The organism is Archangium sp. Cb G35 (assembly GCF_001896145.1).
Classification (GTDB): Bacteria; Myxococcota; Myxococcia; order Myxococcales; family Myxococcaceae; genus Archangium; species Archangium violaceum.
Window position 1 is genome coordinate 64,033 of sequence record NZ_MPOI01000001.1, and the last position, 15,260, is coordinate 79,292.

Annotated in this window: 13 protein-coding genes; 2 read left to right on the forward strand and 11 right to left on the reverse strand. The window is 67.9% G+C overall.

Annotated features, from left to right (window positions below; translation table 11 throughout):
* Positions 1-217: 217 nt before the first annotated feature.
* From BO221_RS00290 to BO221_RS00330, 8 genes are all read right to left on the reverse strand, one after another.
* A complete protein-coding gene (locus BO221_RS00290) occupies positions 218-2,137 on the reverse strand; it encodes a phosphatidylinositol-specific phospholipase C domain-containing protein (protein ID WP_158079767.1) in 1,920 nt (639 codons plus the stop codon).
* A gap of 796 nt (positions 2,138-2,933) precedes the next feature.
* Complete coding sequence (gene tpx / locus BO221_RS00295; RefSeq protein ID WP_073558339.1) at positions 2,934-3,425, reverse strand: thiol peroxidase; 492 nt, start codon at positions 3,423-3,425, stop codon at positions 2,934-2,936.
* A 163-nt stretch (positions 3,426-3,588) separates the two neighbouring features.
* Positions 3,589-3,831, reverse strand: coding sequence for a mersacidin/lichenicidin family type 2 lantibiotic (locus BO221_RS00300; protein WP_073558340.1), 243 nt, complete (start codon positions 3,829-3,831; stop codon positions 3,589-3,591).
* 104 nt (positions 3,832-3,935) lie between these two features.
* Entirely contained in the window at positions 3,936-6,164 is a 2,229-nt protein-coding gene (locus tag BO221_RS00305; RefSeq protein WP_073558341.1) for a peptidase domain-containing ABC transporter, read from the reverse strand.
* Positions 6,154-7,101, reverse strand: a complete 948-nt coding sequence (locus tag BO221_RS00310) for an efflux RND transporter periplasmic adaptor subunit (RefSeq protein ID WP_073558342.1) — start codon at positions 7,099-7,101, stop codon at positions 6,154-6,156. The genes BO221_RS00305 and BO221_RS00310 overlap by 11 nt, the downstream gene beginning before the upstream one ends.
* On the reverse strand, positions 7,102-8,001 hold the full coding sequence (locus BO221_RS00315; protein ID WP_233165556.1) for an efflux RND transporter periplasmic adaptor subunit: 900 nt from the start codon (positions 7,999-8,001) through the stop codon (positions 7,102-7,104).
* A gap of 1,051 nt (positions 8,002-9,052) precedes the next feature.
* A complete protein-coding gene (locus BO221_RS00325) occupies positions 9,053-9,310 on the reverse strand; it encodes a hypothetical protein (RefSeq protein WP_073558344.1) in 258 nt (85 codons plus the stop codon).
* 170 nt (positions 9,311-9,480) lie between these two features.
* Entirely contained in the window at positions 9,481-10,119 is a 639-nt protein-coding gene (locus BO221_RS00330) for a serine/threonine-protein kinase (RefSeq protein ID WP_158079768.1), read from the reverse strand.
* Between the two features lie 318 nt (positions 10,120-10,437).
* On the opposite strand from BO221_RS00330, the gene BO221_RS00335 reads away from it, so the two are divergent.
* Positions 10,438-10,926: a response regulator gene (locus BO221_RS00335; protein WP_073558346.1), complete on the forward strand. Its 489-nt coding sequence runs from the start codon at positions 10,438-10,440 to the stop codon at positions 10,924-10,926.
* Here the strand turns inward: BO221_RS00335 and BO221_RS00340 are convergent.
* On the reverse strand, positions 10,923-12,917 hold the full coding sequence (locus tag BO221_RS00340) for a VWA domain-containing protein (RefSeq protein ID WP_073558347.1): 1,995 nt from the start codon (positions 12,915-12,917) through the stop codon (positions 10,923-10,925). The two genes, BO221_RS00335 and BO221_RS00340, sit on opposite strands and share 4 nt — an antisense overlap.
* A 77-nt stretch (positions 12,918-12,994) precedes the next feature.
* Between BO221_RS00340 and BO221_RS00345 the strand changes: the two genes are divergently transcribed.
* Complete coding sequence (locus tag BO221_RS00345) at positions 12,995-13,456, forward strand: peroxiredoxin (RefSeq protein WP_073558348.1); 462 nt, start codon at positions 12,995-12,997, stop codon at positions 13,454-13,456.
* Between the two features lie 54 nt (positions 13,457-13,510).
* Here BO221_RS00345 and modC read toward each other — a convergent pair whose 3' ends face one another.
* Together modC and modB are read right to left on the reverse strand one after the other, a co-directional pair.
* Complete coding sequence (gene modC, locus BO221_RS00350) at positions 13,511-14,599, reverse strand: molybdenum ABC transporter ATP-binding protein (protein WP_073558349.1); 1,089 nt, start codon at positions 14,597-14,599, stop codon at positions 13,511-13,513.
* A complete protein-coding gene (gene modB, locus BO221_RS00355; RefSeq protein WP_073559366.1) occupies positions 14,581-15,258 on the reverse strand; it encodes a molybdate ABC transporter permease subunit in 678 nt (225 codons plus the stop codon). Before modB ends, modC begins: the two co-directional genes overlap by 19 nt.
* Positions 15,259-15,260: the final 2 nt, after the last annotated feature.

Sequence of the window (15,260 nt, forward strand, 5' to 3'; positions counted from 1 at the left end):
GGTACACCCTCATCCTCAACACGCTCCTCGCATTGACTGAAACATGAGGCTGCCGTCTGAGTTCATGTCGCCTGGGCAGCACTTCTGACCCGAGCCGCATATTGGCGGTCGACAGCAGAGCGGATAGCAGCAGTCCTCGGCGGTCTACGAATAGGCGGTGCTTGCCCTTTTCAGGGCCCCAGGTTCCATGGAACCCGGGGCCCTTCGCGCCCCTTCATTACCGGGCAATGACACCCGAATCACAGCACTCGCTGGAACTCGGCGCGGGAACACCGGACTTGAGATAGCACCGGGCCTTGGCGGCCTGAACGCCAGGCTTGACGTAGGTGAAAGCCCTGCAGGCCGTACTGTTCTGGCAGGCCTCACGGCAGGCCTCGGGTCGCGCCTCGTCCAGGTCGAACTGGTGGAAATCCTGGCCGCCCCGGTTGATATTGGTCTCGATCAGCCCGCTGTACACACCGGCGGACGGCTTCGCCATCTTGGTGCCTGAATCCGTATTGGCGTTGGCGACTGGCGCCGGGACACCGTTCTTGAGATAGCAGCGGCCCCTGGGGGCAAGCGAGCCGGGCCTGATATAGGTGAACGCCTTGCACTCCGCCTGGCTGAAGCAGGCTTCGAGACACTTCTTGGGCGTCGCTTCGGCCGGCTCGAATTCGAAGTAATCCTGACCTGGACGATCGACGTTGAACTCGATGCTCGTTCCCGTGGTGGGGACGGGAGCATCCGGCAAGGCACTGGTGATGACACCGGAATCACAGCACGCATTGGGGACAGGCGCGGGGATGCTGCGCTTGAGATAGCACCGGGCCTTGGGACCCTGCACACCCGGCTTGTTGTAGGAGAAGGACTGGCAGTAGGGGTACTCGTTGCGGCATGCCTCACGGCACTGCTCGGGCACCGGTTCCTCCATGTCGAAGTTGCGGTAGTCATCACCGCCGTAGCGATCGACACCGGTCTCCAGCAACCCGCTTGAGAGTCCGACGTCGGCGTTCTTCGGGGCGAGGCCGGAGACGGCGTTGGGAGTGGCGACAGGCGGGGGGGGAGTGCCTTGCTTGAGGAAGCACCGGGCCTGCCGGGTAAACACGCCCGGCTGGATGTAATTGAAAGCCGTGCACCGGGGAGCATCCGCCAGGCAGGCATTACGGCACAACTCGGGGCGCGCTTCCACAAGCGAGAAGGCCGTGTAGTCCCCGCCGATGCGGTCCACCCCGAAATCGAGGCTCGTGCCCGGGCTGACCGTGGCACCTCGGACGGGCCTGGGAATGAGCCCTTGGGGGTTGAGGGCGATGACGGCCTGGATCAAATCCTCGCTCGGGAAGTCCATCATGAGCACCCCGGTGCGCCGAGCGCGGCCCTCGGTCAGATAGCCGAGCGCGCGCGGATTGATATTACTGGCCATGACATCAGGAGAGCTAAAGGGGATGATGTAGCCGCTCAGGAAGTTGACATACAGGTTTCCCAGATCACCCCCGCTGGCCCTGTCGATGAGCGCGCGCGCATCATCCCATTTCTGGTCCTTGCTGTCCGGGTTGTAATTATCCTGGAGTTGGATGCTACCCCAACTGATCCCGTAGGCACCGCCGCTGAAATCATCGAGGATGACGATCTTGCCGCGCACCTCTCGCAGAGCGGGAATGAAGTTCCCGCCCCAGATGAAGTCCTTGTAGGCGGCCTGGTCACGATACCATCTGAAGGTCTCGATGAATGAACGGGTCGTGGCCTCTGGCAGGTGCTCCTGCTTGACGCGCATCAGAATGGTTTCAGTGGGATGCTCCTTCAGGAACTGCACCACGGTTTGCAGGACATCGTCAAAATTGGAATTGAGATAGGCGTCTGCGTGATGCATGGTGAAGCGATCGCCGTAGTGGCGGGCGCGGATGTCCAGGGCACGGACACCGGCGTCAAGTTGGGAGCGAAGCCCCCGGTCCTGGGTCATGATCCATGGGTACGAGAAGTGATCTTCGATATCGTCTATGAGGAATCCACTGGTCATGGTGTCATGCGTGCCAGGGATGGAGAGCGCGGCAACGCTGGTATCATTGGGGATCCAGCGCATCCAGTCTGTGTTGCTGGTGAGGATGTTGGCATTCCCCGCCTGGGCGGCAGCGAAATGCACAGGGATGAGCAGGGCGAGCAAGAGCAGCACGAGCGAGACGGCACGGTGAGCGCCAGGGAAGCGACATGACAACATGGTGGAACCTCGACTGAGAGGGTGGACAGCGAACTGGGTCGAGAGGGAAGCCCGTGGGCTACAGCCTTCGGGGCCATGGCAGAGAAGTGCGTACTTCACCTTGAGCGATGCGTTCACCGAGAACCCCTATGGTTCTCTGGCAAAGCATCTTGAATCAGGCCCATTGCGAACGTCGTAAAGCACCTCACACGAAAAACGTGAGGTTCGTCACAGGTGAAAGGCGGCCTGCCCTTTTCGGGGAACATCCAATGCTTTGCTCCTGCAAAAGCTTTCCAGGCCCCCTCCTGGAGTCGCTCCCCTGGCCGCAGGGGAATCAGTGCCAGAGCGCATCATTCTTTGAGCACCGAAAAAGAGAGCACTGAAGAAGGGGGGGCACCAGCCCTTCAAGCAGTGGGGCGGTCCCATGTCGCACGCAACCCGGCCACGCTCACCACGGATGGTCCGCGCTCCGGGCAATGCGTCTTCGGCTCGCCAACGACAGGCGGACTACCGGACGAACCAGAGCATGGAGTGCAGCGACCCCTCCTCCGAGTGATGACTTGGACTCCTGCCTCGTGACCATCGACTTCAACCACTTGGGGTAGTACACGAGCGGGCGCACGCCGACCTGACCGTTCTATGCCTCGCCATTTACAGGGCTCCAGGTTCTCTCGAACCTGGGGCCTCATATTTTTCGGGGGAGCATCGAGCCCGGCGGACGTTCGAGTGCTTTCTTGTCTCCAACGACTGAACCGAGTCCCGGCTACAGCTTCGCGAGGGCCGCGTCGTAGTTCGGCTCCTGGCCGATCTCGGGCACCTGCTCGGTGTGGAGGATCTTGCCGTTCTCGTCGAGCACGACGACCGCGCGCGAGTAGAGGCCCGCGAGGCCGCCGTCCTTGATGGTCACGCCGTACTGCTTGCCGAAGTCACCGCGGAAGCCCGAGAAGGTCAGCGCCTTCTCGATGCCCTCGGCGCCACAGAAGCGCTTGAGCGCGAAGGGCAGGTCCATGGAGACGTTGATGACGGTGACGTTGGGCTTCTCGGTGGCGCGCTTGTTGAAGGTGCGCACGGACGTGGCGCAGACCCCGGTGTCGATGCTGGGGAAGATGTTGAGCACGCGCTTGCCCGGGATGGACGAGAGCTTCTTGTCGGAGAGGTCGATGCCGGTGAGCGTGGCGTCCGGTGCCTGGGCGCCGACGGCGGGCAGGTTGCTCTCGGTCTGGATGGGGTTTCCCTTCAGGGTGATCTTGGCCATGGGGTGCGTCTCCTTCGAAGTGAGGGGCGCCCGTCGTAGTGGCACAAGGGGGAAAGCGCCAGTGGAACATGGTCCCACTGGCGCGGTCATTCCTGAACTTGTCCAACTGTTGGACAAGTTCGCGCGATACGCGCCCGGGAGGCTCTCCCTCACTGCCTCACCGCTACACGCAGGCGACGATTCCGCACGAGTTGACGGTGTCCTGGCAGTTGAAGAATGTGGGGGCGGGGCAGCGGAAGGTGTCGACGGAGTAGTCGGGGCCCCTCTTCCCGCCGGAGATGCCGAGCAACTCATCGTCCTCGAGCTCGGTCATCGCCCTCCCGGAGGGAGACTCGGGGAGGGACGAGCGCTCCTCGTCGGTGAGGCTCGCGCGGTACGCAGGATCCTTCCAGGCCCTGACAATCATTTCCTTTTTCAATCCATCCTCCTTGGATGATGCCGGCCCCGGAAAATCGGAGCAGGCACCTGGAAGGAGTTCGTGAAAGACATTGGTGACGCGGGACGTGAGCCTCACTCCACCCGGCCGCCGCTGCGCATCTGGGCGCGCACGAGCTCCGCGTAGATGCCCCCGTGCAGCAGCAGCTCCTGGTGCTTTCCCGCTTCCACCAGATGGCCCTCGTCCATCACCAGGATGAGGTCCGCGTCCACCACCGTGCTCAGCCGGTGCGCGATGATGACGCGCGTGCACTGGAGCGATGCCAGCGATTGTTGCACCCGCGCCTCGGTGATGGCGTCCAGGGAACTGGTGGCCTCGTCCAGCAGCAGCACCGCCGGCTTCTGCATCAGCGCCCGCGCCAGCGCCAGCCGCTGCCGCTGCCCTCCAGACAACGACGCGCCACGGTCCACCAGTGGCGTGTCATAGCCCATGGGCATGTTCATCACGTCGCCATGCAACTGCGCCAGCTGGGCCGCCTCGATGACGGGCTCCAGTGGGGCCACCGGGTCCGTGATGGCGATGTTGCCCCGCAGCGTCGAGCTGAAGAACGTCGGCTCCTGGGGCACCACCCCCACCTGGCCGCGCACCGAGTGCAGATCCAGCTCCGTCAGATCCTCCCCGTCGAAGAGCACACGCCCGGAGGTGGGCAGGTACAGGCCGAGCAGCAGGTTGGCCAGCGTCGTCTTCCCCGCGCCCGAGCGGCCGACGATCGCCACGGACTGGCCGGGCTCGATGCGCACCGACACGTCCTGCACCACCAGCGGCGACGTGGCCGCGTAGCGGAACGACACCCGGTCCAGCTCGATGCCCCCTCGCAGCTTCATCTGCCGGCCCGGCTTGGATGCGTCCCGCTCGGGCGGAGTGTCCAGCACGTCGTCGATGCGCTCGATGTAGCTGCGCAGCAACTGGAGCTGGCTGCCCGTGGTCACCAGGTTGCCCAGCGGCACCAGCAGCGCCCCGGCCAGCGCGTTGAGCCCCATCATCGTTCCCAGCGACATGCTCCCCTCGAGCACCAGCAGGGCGCCGCAGGTGAGCAGCACCAGTGGCGCCACCAGCCGCAGCGTCCCCGTGAGCGCGTCCACCCACGCCGACAGCCGGCCCCTCTTCAGCGACACGTTGAGCACGTTGACGAAGCTCTCCGAGAAGCGCTGCACCGCCTGGTGCTCCACCCCGAACGCCTTCAGCGTCTGGATGCCCGTGAGCATCTCGATCTGGTAGCTCTGGTTCTTCGCCTCCACCTCCAGGTTCTCCGACATCAGTGCGCGCTGGCGTCTCGTGGAGAGCAGGAGGATGAGGATCTGCAGGCTGCCCAGCCCCAGGACGATGAGCGCCATGGCCGGGCTGATCAGGAACAGGAGCCCGAGGTAGATGACCACCAGGGCGCCATCGAGCAGCGCGGACAGCGTGCTGGAGGAGAGGATCTCCCGCACGGTGGCGTTGCTGTTGAGCCGCTGCATCAGGTCTCCCGCCGCGCGCACCTGGAAGAAGGCGTAGGACAGGCTCACCATGTGCTCCAGGAAGCCCAGCGTCATGTTCGAGTCCATGCGCGTGCGCAGCTCGAGCAGCAGGTGGCTCCGGATGAGCGAGGTGAGCAGTTGGAAGCCGGCCAGCGAGATGAAGCCCAGGCCCACCACCAGCAGCAGTTCCTTGTCCCCGCGAGGCACCACCCGGTCGATGATGAGCCCCGTCAGTGCCGGCACCGCCAGCGCGAAGAGCTGCAGGATGAGCGACACGACGATGATGCGCTGCAGGACGTGCGACTGCTGGAGCACCTGCACCGCGTACCTCGCGGCCGAGCGGGGCCGGGGCTTCTTGCCCGTCTCGAAGGTCTCGCCCGGCTCCAGCAGCAGGGCCACGCCGGTGAAGGACTGGCGGAAGCGCTCCAGTGACACCTTGCGCCGGCCGTGCCCCGGGTCCAGCAGGTGCACGCCGTCCCGTCCCAGCTTCTCGAAGACGACGAAGTGCGTGAACTGCCAGTGGAGGATGGTGCCAGTGGGCAGGTAGTGCAGCGCCTCGTCATCCACGGAGACACCCCGCCCGCGCAGTCCGAAGGTGCGCGCCGTGCGCAGGATGTCGAGCGCCGACACCCCATCCCGCGCCGCCCCCATCGCCTGACGGACTTCCTCCAGGCGCAGCGGCTTGCCGTAATAGCCCAGCACCATGGCCAGGCACGCGGCGCCGCATTCCATCTCCGACAGCTGGCGCACCAGCGGGATGCGGCGCTCGCGGCCCTTCACCTTGAGGTTGCGGAACGCGGGGAACCGCTCGGTGAGCCCCGGATGCCGGACGGCGTCAGTCCTCATGTCCCAGTGCTCCCTTCAGGCCTGGAATCAGCGTCACGAGGATCCGCTCCTTGCGCACCCGCGCGTCCGCCTGGGCCAGCATTCCGTCGAAGTAGTTGAACGTCTTGCCCTTGATGGTGAACGTGGGCGAGTCGATGCGCGCCCGCACCAGCACCATCGGACCCGAGAGGTTGATCGCATCCCCCGTGTCCGCGCCGAGGTAGCGCCGCACCTCGCTCGGGCCGATGATCTGATCTCCCACCGACTCGATGGTGAACGTCTGGTACTCGTGGTTGAAGCCGTTGAGCTCCACGCGCAGCGGCTTGCCCGGCTCGAGCCTCGGCCGATAGCCACCGGGCAGCAGCGCCACCAATGTCACGTGCACGTCGTCCCCCACCACGGACACCACGTTCTCTCCCGGGTTGACGTACTGGCCCTCGCGCACGCGCAGGATGCCCACCACTCCGGCGTGCGGGGCCCTCAGCGTCCGCGCCTGCTGCCGGGCCTCGGCCAGCTCGCGCTCGGCGCGCAGCGACGTGAGGGCCTGGCGCGCGGCCTCGTCCGATGGGTCCTGCAACACGCGCACGAGTTGCAGCTCGAACTCCCGCTGGATGCGCTCCAGTGACGCCGTCTCATCCTGGGAGAGGAAGCTCACCATGGGCTGTCCCGCTTCCACCCGCTGCCCCGGCTTCACCTCCACCGAGGCGACGATTCCCGGCAACTGGGTGGTGAGATCGCTCCGGCCCTCGACCTTCACCATGGCCGGGCCCGAGGCGTACTCAGGGATGGTACCGAGCACCGAGTAGAGGGCGGCGCAGACGACCAGGGCGATCAGCACCCAGTACGTCCACCGGGTCCATCGGGGGGAGATGCGGAGGAGGTCTCCGTCTTCCTGGGAGCCCTCGTGGTGGCGCAGGGCCTCCTCGCGGAAGATGCGGGTGCGTTGCGTGGCTTCCATTTACGGAGCGGCTCCCGTTGGCGCGGAGCCACTGGTGCCTCGCCCTCCGAGTTGCTGTGAGGGCCCCGGACGGACGTGGACGACCATGCCCGTGGAGACCTCGGGCGGCGGTGGCTGGTTGAAGGTGGCGGTGGCGAAGACGAGCCGGGCCGCGGAGTCCACCTCGGGCGCCACGCTCTCCACCGTGCCGTCGAGCGCGAGGTCACGCCGCACCGTCTTCACCTCCACGGGGCCGCCTGTTTGGAGCCGCCGCGCCGCGTCCTCGGGCACGGCGAAGCGCACCTTCCAACCGCCGGTGCCGAGCAGCTTGAGCACGGGCTGTCCCGCCGCCAGCCGTGCGCCGGGGCTGGAGAGCTTCGCCGCCACCACGCCGTCGAAGGGGGCCACGAGCGTGGCGTCGTCGAGGTTCTGCCGCAGCTCGGTGGCCTCGGCGCTCCGCTGGAGCGTCTGTGACCGGGCGGCCTGCAGGCGGGCGTTGGCGGTGCTCTCCTCGTAGCGCACCTTGTCCAGCTCCTCCTGGGAATAGACGCCCAGCTCCAGGGAGCGCGGGGTGAAGTAGCGGGCCTTCTTCGCGCGGGCCTCGGAGAGGGCCAGGCGGGCGGCCCGTTCCTCGGCGCGAGAGCCCTGGAGGCTGGCGTCGGCGGCGGCGAGGTCCTGCCGCAGCGAGCGGGTGTCCAGCCGTGCGAGCACCTGGCCCGCGTGGACGCGCTGGCCGACCTCGACCTCGAGCTTCTCCAGCCGCGAGTCGAAGCGGGTGCTCACGTTCACGGTTTCGTGGGGAATGATGACGCCGAGGAAGGGATCCTCCAGTGCCGTACGGGAAGCGGCGCCACCGTCCACCACCAGGGCGGGCGGCGCGCCGTTCCCGTTCGGGCCAGGGTTCGCGAGGGCGGGCGCCACGAGCCCCACGCTTTCCAAGCAAGTCAGTCCCCACCCCACTGCCATCATCCGCACCCAACGACGCATCCCGTGTCTCTCCCGGTGGCAGGTCCCACCTGGGAGGAGGCGGCGCGGGGTGTTTGTGACAGGCCAGGGCGATCGGAGGGGAGCCGGGCCTGGCCGTCTACTCAGCCGGGGAGGCAGTAATACCCGGGGTCCGTGGGACTGCGCTGACCACAAAGCTGACCGGGACCGCATGTGGAAGGCCCGTGGGGGTCACACACCTCGCGGCATTCGAAGCGGTAGCAGACGAGCCCCTGTGGGCAGGGCTTGTCGGAGTCGCAGCTCCGCCTGCATTCCGTCCGCAGCTCCCAGGGGCGCTGTGGGGGCGACAGAAGCTTGCAGGTGTGGCCCTCGGGACAGGAATTCTTCGTGCAATCAGGGCCCTCCAACTGCCTGCAAACAGAGGCCCCACCCGATGCACGAAGGCATCGCTGGCCTTCAGGGCACGAGCGGCCCTTGCAGGAAGGAAGACAGGAGGGAGGGCCCTCGCGCCCTTCGGAACAGAAGAATCCGGTGGGGCAGCTCGATGGCTCGTCCAACCGGCATGGCCGGCCACACCAACCCTCCTGGCAGAGCAGTCCTCGTTCACATCCCAGGTGATGGGTGAGCGCGAGCAGCTCGCAGTTCTCTCCTTCCTTCCGATGCCCGGTGAGAGCGCACCTGCGGACCAGTGCCTTTCCGTTCTGCGTCTTGACTGAAACGCAGGAGAACTCCTCCGGACAGTCTTCGTCCTTCATGCACATGCTGTCCGTACATTCGGCACGCAGCTCGCTTTCGATGAACAAGCAATCGAGTGGTGGGTCGCAGTCCGCTACCGTGTTGCAACTCCGTGCATGGGTCGGCAATGCTCTTCGTGCATCGGGAGGGAGCATCGGGATGAGGCTCGTTTCGGCCTGCGGCGTTTGCGTCCGCGGCGGATGCGAGGCCATCAAGACCAGTCCCACCAATGGAATCGGGAGGATGATGCAGAGCAGGGCGAGCAGGAGCGCGCGCCATTTCCGGGGAGGCGTCAATCCTCCTCCTCCAAGAACGTCTCTGGTTCAGACGGGGGACATCCTTGAGGGCAGATGTCGAACTGACCGTAGTGCTCCCGGGTGCAACGCTTCTTCCACTCCTCCTCCTTGAGCGTGCACCCGGGTCCCTTTGGTTCGAGTCCCCACACACTCCGGTGCAGGGGCACTTCGACGGCGCTCGACCGGCCCCAGGTCGAGCCGCACCCCAACTGCAAGGGAAGAATCGCCAGCAACGTCAGGAGCTGCCTCGTCATGGGGCCTCCAGCGCCGAGAAGCGCAGGATAGCAGCCAGCGTAGACCCGTGCGATGACTGTCTCCGCCAGGGTGGACTCCGGAGGTAATCCATCCTGACACGACCTCTCCCGTGGCGGTCTCTCGCGCTTCTTCTGGTGGGAACGATGGCAACTCCGCGGCCGCTGTCCCCTCAGGACAGGTAGCGTTTGCCGCGGATGGCGGGAGCCTGGAAGCCGATATCCGGGTTCTCCCTCAGGATCGTGTCGATGCCTCCGAATGCGGCGAGCGGGTAGTGCTCGGGAGGGAAGGGATTGCCCGGCCAGTCGGCGAGGCTGAAGTCCACGAGCATGGGCGGCGAGTCCGCGTCGCGTATCAGGATGTTATTCGGCCCGAGGGAGCCATGGTTGACGCCCTCGCGGCGCATGGCGTCCACGGCCCTGGTCAGATGCATCATCATCTGAGCGACCTGCAGCGCCGTGAAACCGCGGCGCCTCATGTCCATCAGTTCCGAGCCCTCGACGTCATCCATCAGCAGGTAGCGGAACCCTTGCACCGGGTCCGGCCAGCGTCCGTCCTCGTGCAGCCGGGGAATGCTGACGTGCCGCACGCGCCTCAGTGCTCCCACCTCGCGCTCCAGGAACCGTTCCATCTCCGGGCCCTCGCGTGAGCCGGGTGGCCGCAGGGCCATGCGCAGCAGGCGGCGTTCGCCGTCCCGTTCCACGGCCCAGGTGACGCTGAAGGTGTCCCGGCGCCAGAGGTGGTGCACACGCCAGCCCGCGACTTCATCCGCGGGCCGAAGGGAGAGAGGGTCGAAGTCAGAGGAGGGCATGACCTGCGCAGTAGCAGGCCGGAGGTGACTTGTATAGTCTCGTCCCCCGGCCCTCTCGGTTCCCGAGACCGGAGCCCTCATCGGTCTCGGCACCTGAGAAGGGCCCGCCTCCGGCTGGGGTCCTGTGGGTCTGTCGTGGGCGTCCCAGACCCTGTGGCGGAATGCCACATGTGGCGTTCTTCCCTGCCACACGGGCTGGTCAGACCTGTCAGGGATGTTTAGTCATTCCGGGTGTCGCCGTGCCATGGCGCGGCGCATCGGGAGGCGGCACGGTTCCTGCTCTGCAGCGGCCGGTCGCGAGCAAGGGGAAGGGTCGTCATGCAAGCCAGTACGGTGAACCAGCAGGGGGCGTCGTCGAGGGCGGGCCGGTCCATGTTCCGGGGCGAGTCCCGGAAGCGTCCGGTGGCGTTTCACGGTCAGGTGTTGCTGATCGAGAACCTGAAGGAGCGCCGCCACCTCATGTGCGACATGCTCACCCACGAGCGCTTCGAGGTCGGGGTGGTCGAGGACGCGCGGGAGGCCATTCAGCTGCTCGCCGGGGAGCTCCTCTCCGGGCAGCGGCAGGTGCCGGAGTTGATCCTGTGCAATGCGCGGATGCTGGGTGATGCCGGTCTCGCGGCGCTCGCGCGGCTGTGCGCCAGCAACCCGGACGTGCCCGTCATCCTCTATAGCCCCTTCACCAACCCCCGGCTGCGCGAGCAGATCGCGCGCATCCCCGGTGCCTGGTTCATGGACCACTCCGCGGGCCTGGAGGATCTGCGCTCCACCGTCGTGTCGCTGGCCTCCTCGCGCCAGACGCGCGTCTAGCGCCGGGGGGTGAGCGTGTAGGTTCCCCGCAGGCCGTCATCGCAGAGGGCCGGCAGGCGGAGGGCCCAGGTGGCCTCGCGTACGCACGCGGCCTGGGGCTCGGAGGCCGCGCCCGTCACCCGCACGTCGACGAGCTCGTCTCCCGTGGTCTCCAGCCGGACCTGGAGGGAGGGGTTGCCTCCTTCTCCCAGGCAGGTGGTGAAGACCGGCTGGAGGAGCCGCTCCAGTGCTTCCATGAGCTCGGGAGACGCCGGCCGCTGGAAGGGGGCCGCCATGGGGCAGTTGGTGGTGCCTCCGACCACGCCTCCGATGACGCCGCCGGCCACCCCGTCCGGCAGCGCATGCGTCCGCGCCGTCGAGGGCCCCGCGCCCGGGGGCACCACCAGGAGCGAGTGGGTCCCGGAGACCCAGTCCCCCTTTCGCGCGAGCAGCTCGACCGCTTCCTCGGGGGGGAGCTCCTCCTTGTTCCGGTTCCACGGCTCGAAGCGCTGGTTGGCCCAGGCGTTGCGGACGAGGTCGGCGGAGAGCGCGTCATCGCGGGCCACCGGCTGGGAGGCGGCACAGCCCCAGCGCCGTCCATGCAGCACCAGCTCGCCCAGGGGCGTCTGGGGGCTTGGCAGCCAGAGCTGGAGCCCTTCGCCCTCCTGGAGCGTGGGCAGATCCTTCAGCCGGGCGCCCTGGCCGTCCTGGAGGTGGACCTCCTCCCACCGCAGGGGACGCACGAGCGGCTCCAGGCTGCTGCTGCCGCCGTAGGCGTGCAACTGCGTGCCGCAGGAGCCGCGAACGAGGGGCTCGGAGAGCTTCTCATGCGGGGCGGCGTAGCCGGTGCGGCGGGGCAGCCACCGCAGGTGCACGGCGGCATCCGGGGCCGAGGTGGAGGGGGCGGGGGGCACAGGCTCGAAGGCCTCGCGGAGCAGCCCGTCCGTGAGGGCGAGGACGCGCGCGGGCCCGCTGCCGTCCTCGAGCACCCGCTGGGCGAGCTTCAGCCCCTCGTCCAGGTGCGAGCCATTGCCGGGAGCGAGCCGCTCGGGGGGAAGGGTGGCCAGCGCCGTCTTCCACTCCGAGGCGGGGAGGAGGCGTCCGAAGAGGCGCTGGGCGGAGCGGCGGAACACCACCACCTCGGCCGTCGCATCGGGCAGCCACTGGAGGTACTCGCCGGCGAGCTCCAACTGGCGGGAGATGCCCTGGGGGCCCACGCTGTGGGAGGCATCCACCACGAAGACGACCCGGGCCCGGGCGGGCACCTCGGAGAGGCGTTCCGCCCGGACCTGGAGGAAGCCCAGGGAGCCAGTGCCCCAGGGGACGAGGCCGGCGCGCGCGTCGAGCCCCCGGGCGGTCCCCGCTTCCCAGGAGGCCTCCAGCTCGGGCCTCCAGGAATTCGTGTTCCGCGTCTCGAGGCGGAGGTCCTCGCCGGGAGAGGCGGGCACCAGGGTGAGCGCGGGCCGGGGGCTGTGCTCGCATTCGGGCAGGGGATAGGTGAAGGATTTCCGCCCGTGGGCATAGGCGAGCCGCGCGCGGACCTCGTAGCGCACCGTCACCGAGGCCCGGGGCGGCAGGTTCCAGAGCTTCAGGCGGACCGTGGCTCCGCCCTCCGAGGACAGCAGCGCGAGCGCCCGGGGGGCGGCGGGGCCCTTGCGCCGGAGGGACTCGTAGCGGCGCTCCGCCTGGGCGGCCTCGAGCAGGAGCCCCTCCGTCCACTGTCCCTGGGACTCGAGGGCGAGGCCATGCACCGTGCCCTCTCGGGGCAGGGTGAAGTGGGCTTCCAGCTCGGTGTGGCGCGGGCGGGGGTTGTGGAAGGTGCGGTGCACGGTGAAGCGCACCAGGTCTTCCTCGGGCCGGGCCTCCACCCGGTGCTCCACCTCGTGGCCGCGCTCCGCTCCGGTGAGCCTGTCCTCCTCGCAGGGCGAGGGCTCCTCCGCCACGGCCGTCCCCGGCCCCCAGGCCAGGAGGAGGAGAACCCAGAGCGGGAGGGGACGCGAGAGGTTCCGCATGGGGGCATTCTACCCGTCAGCGGCTTGTTGCTGCTTGTTCGTTGAAACGCCAGGGGCTGTTGGTTAGCAAGGCGGCCATGAGCATCAAGACCGGCGACCAGGCCCCCGATTTCTCATTGCCCAAGCAGGATGGCACCTCCGTACAGCTGAAGGACTTGCTCCAGAAGGCGACGGTGGTCCTCTATTTCTACCCCAAGGACGATACGCCGGGCTGCACGAAGGAGGCGTGCTCGTTCCGCGACTCGTACGAGGCATTCAAGGATGCCGGAGCCGAGGTGGTGGGCATCAGCTCGCAGTCGGCGGCCTCGCACGAGGCCTTCGCGGCGAAGTACCGGCTGCCCTTCACGCTGCTGGCCGACGAGGGCGGCAAGGTGCGGCGCGAGTACGGCGTGCCGAGCACCCTGGGCCTGCTGCCGGGGCGGGTGACGTACGTCATCGACCGCAAGGGCGTCGTCCGTCACGTCTTCAACTCGCAGCTCAACGCCACGCGCCACGTCTCCGAGGCGCTGGGCATCGTCAAGCAGCTCCAGGGAGCGTAACCGGAGGGAAGACCCTCACCCTGACCCTCTCCCAGGGGGGAGAGGGAACTCCGCTCACGGGCGAGGCACCAGCCGCACCGCGGGTGCCTTGAAGGTGGCGGTGAGCGCCCGCCCCTCGGCGAGCCCCAGTTCCTCCGTGGAGAAGCGCGTCACCCGCGCCACCAGGGGGAAGCCCGCGTCCAGCCCCACACGGACCAGGGCTCCCTCGTGTGTGAGCGATACCACCCTGCAGGGCAACCGGTTGCGCGCGCTGGTGGGCGCGGCCTCTGGCAGGCCCAGGGTGACGTCCTCTGCCCGGAGACACACGAAGACGGAGCTCCCCTCGTGCGCGGGCTCCAGGGCCACCAGGTGATGCGGACCCACCTCCACCGTGGCCAGCCCCTCCTCGCGTTTCAGCACCGTGCCCGGTAGCACCGTCTCGATGCCCGTCATCCGCGCCACCGCCAGCTCCGCCGGGTGGTTGAACACGTCCGCCACCGGCCCCACCTGGCACACCCGGCCGCCCTCCATGGCCACCAGGTCATCCCCCAGCGCCAGCGCCTCCAGCCGGTCGTGCGTCACCACCACCGTGGGAACCCCCAGCTCCCGCAGCAGCCGCCGCAACTCACCCCGGAGGTGCTCGCGCGAGGGGGCGTCCAACGCGGACAGGGGCTCGTCCAGCAGCAGCAGGCGTGGGCGGATGGCCAATGCCCGGGCCAGCGCCACCCGCTGTTGCTGCCCGCCGGACAGCTCGCGCGGCCGGCGCCCCTCCAGCCCCTCGAGGTGCAACAGCGCGAAGAGGGAGCGCGAGCGCTCGCGCCGCTCGTCCGCGGGCAGCTCTCCCAGGCCGTACTGGACGTTCTGCTCCGCGGTGAGGTGGGGGAAGAGGGCGTAGTCCTGGAAGAGCAGGCCCACGCGCCGCCGCTGGGGCGGCAGGAAGAGGCGGGCCGAGGTGTCACACCAGGGCTCGCCGTGGAAGAGGATGCGCCCGTGCTCGGGCTGGTCGAGCCCCGCGAGGCACCGCAACACCGTCGTCTTTCCCGCGCCCGAGGGGCCGAACAGCACCGCCACCCGGCCGGGCGTGGCGGGCAGCTCCAGGGTGGCCCGGACGGTGGGCCCGCCGTGGAAGCGTTTCTCCAGGTCGACTACGAGCGTGCCGGCCATGATGCCCACACCCTGCGCTGGAGCCCGTAGGTGAGGGCCAGCACGATGAACGAGAAGACGAGCAGCACCAGCGCCGTGCGGCCCGCCGAGGCGTAGTCCAGCGCCTGCACCGCGTCGTAGATGGAAATGGAGGCCGTGCGCGTGCGGCCCTCCAGGTTGCCGCCCACCATGAGCACCACGCCGAACTCCCCCAGCGTGTGCGCGAACGTCAGCACCATGCCGGAGAGGATGCCGGTGGCGGACAGGGGCAGCACGACGCGCAGGAACGTCTGGAAGCGCGAGACGCCCAGGCACCACGACGCCTCCAGCAGACGGCGATCCACGCCCGCCAGGGCGGCGGTGAAGGGCTGGACGCTAAAGGGCAGGCTGTAGAGCACCGAGGCCACCAGCAGGCCAGTGAAGCTGAAGGGCAGGGTGCTGCCGAAGAGCGACTCGAAGGCCCCGCCCAGCGGTCCCCGAGGGCCGAGCGCGAGCAGCAGGTAGAAGCCCAGCACCGTGGGGGGCAGCACCAGTGGCAGGGACACCACGGCCTCCACGAGGAACTTCCACCGCCAGCGCGACGTGGCCAGCCACCAGGAGAGGGGAAGTCCCAGCACCAGCAGGAGGAGCGTCGTCCACGCGGCGAGGCGCAGGCTCAAGAGGATGGCGGCCTGGTCCAACA

Excerpts from the sequence above, each read along its gene's own strand:
- BO221_RS00325 (WP_073558344.1), bottom strand. The coding sequence starts at position 9,310 with ATGACGAGGCAGCTCCTGACGTTGCTGGCGATTCTTCCCTTGCAGTTG.
- BO221_RS00330 (WP_158079768.1), bottom strand. The coding sequence starts at position 10,119 with ATGCCCTCCTCTGACTTCGACCCTCTCTCCCTTCGGCCCGCGGATGAA.
- BO221_RS00345 (WP_073558348.1), top strand. The coding sequence starts at position 12,995 with ATGAGCATCAAGACCGGCGACCAGGCCCCCGATTTCTCATTGCCCAAG.
- BO221_RS00340 (WP_073558347.1), bottom strand. The coding sequence starts at position 12,917 with ATGCGGAACCTCTCGCGTCCCCTCCCGCTCTGGGTTCTCCTCCTCCTG.
- BO221_RS00310 (WP_073558342.1), bottom strand. The coding sequence starts at position 7,101 with ATGGAAGCCACGCAACGCACCCGCATCTTCCGCGAGGAGGCCCTGCGC.
- BO221_RS00335 (WP_073558346.1), top strand. The coding sequence starts at position 10,438 with ATGCAAGCCAGTACGGTGAACCAGCAGGGGGCGTCGTCGAGGGCGGGC.
- BO221_RS00300 (WP_073558340.1), bottom strand. The coding sequence starts at position 3,831 with ATGATTGTCAGGGCCTGGAAGGATCCTGCGTACCGCGCGAGCCTCACC.
- BO221_RS00305 (WP_073558341.1), bottom strand. The coding sequence starts at position 6,164 with ATGAGGACTGACGCCGTCCGGCATCCGGGGCTCACCGAGCGGTTCCCC.
- modC (WP_073558349.1), bottom strand. The coding sequence starts at position 14,599 with ATGGCCGGCACGCTCGTAGTCGACCTGGAGAAACGCTTCCACGGCGGG.
- tpx (WP_073558339.1), bottom strand. The coding sequence starts at position 3,425 with ATGGCCAAGATCACCCTGAAGGGAAACCCCATCCAGACCGAGAGCAAC.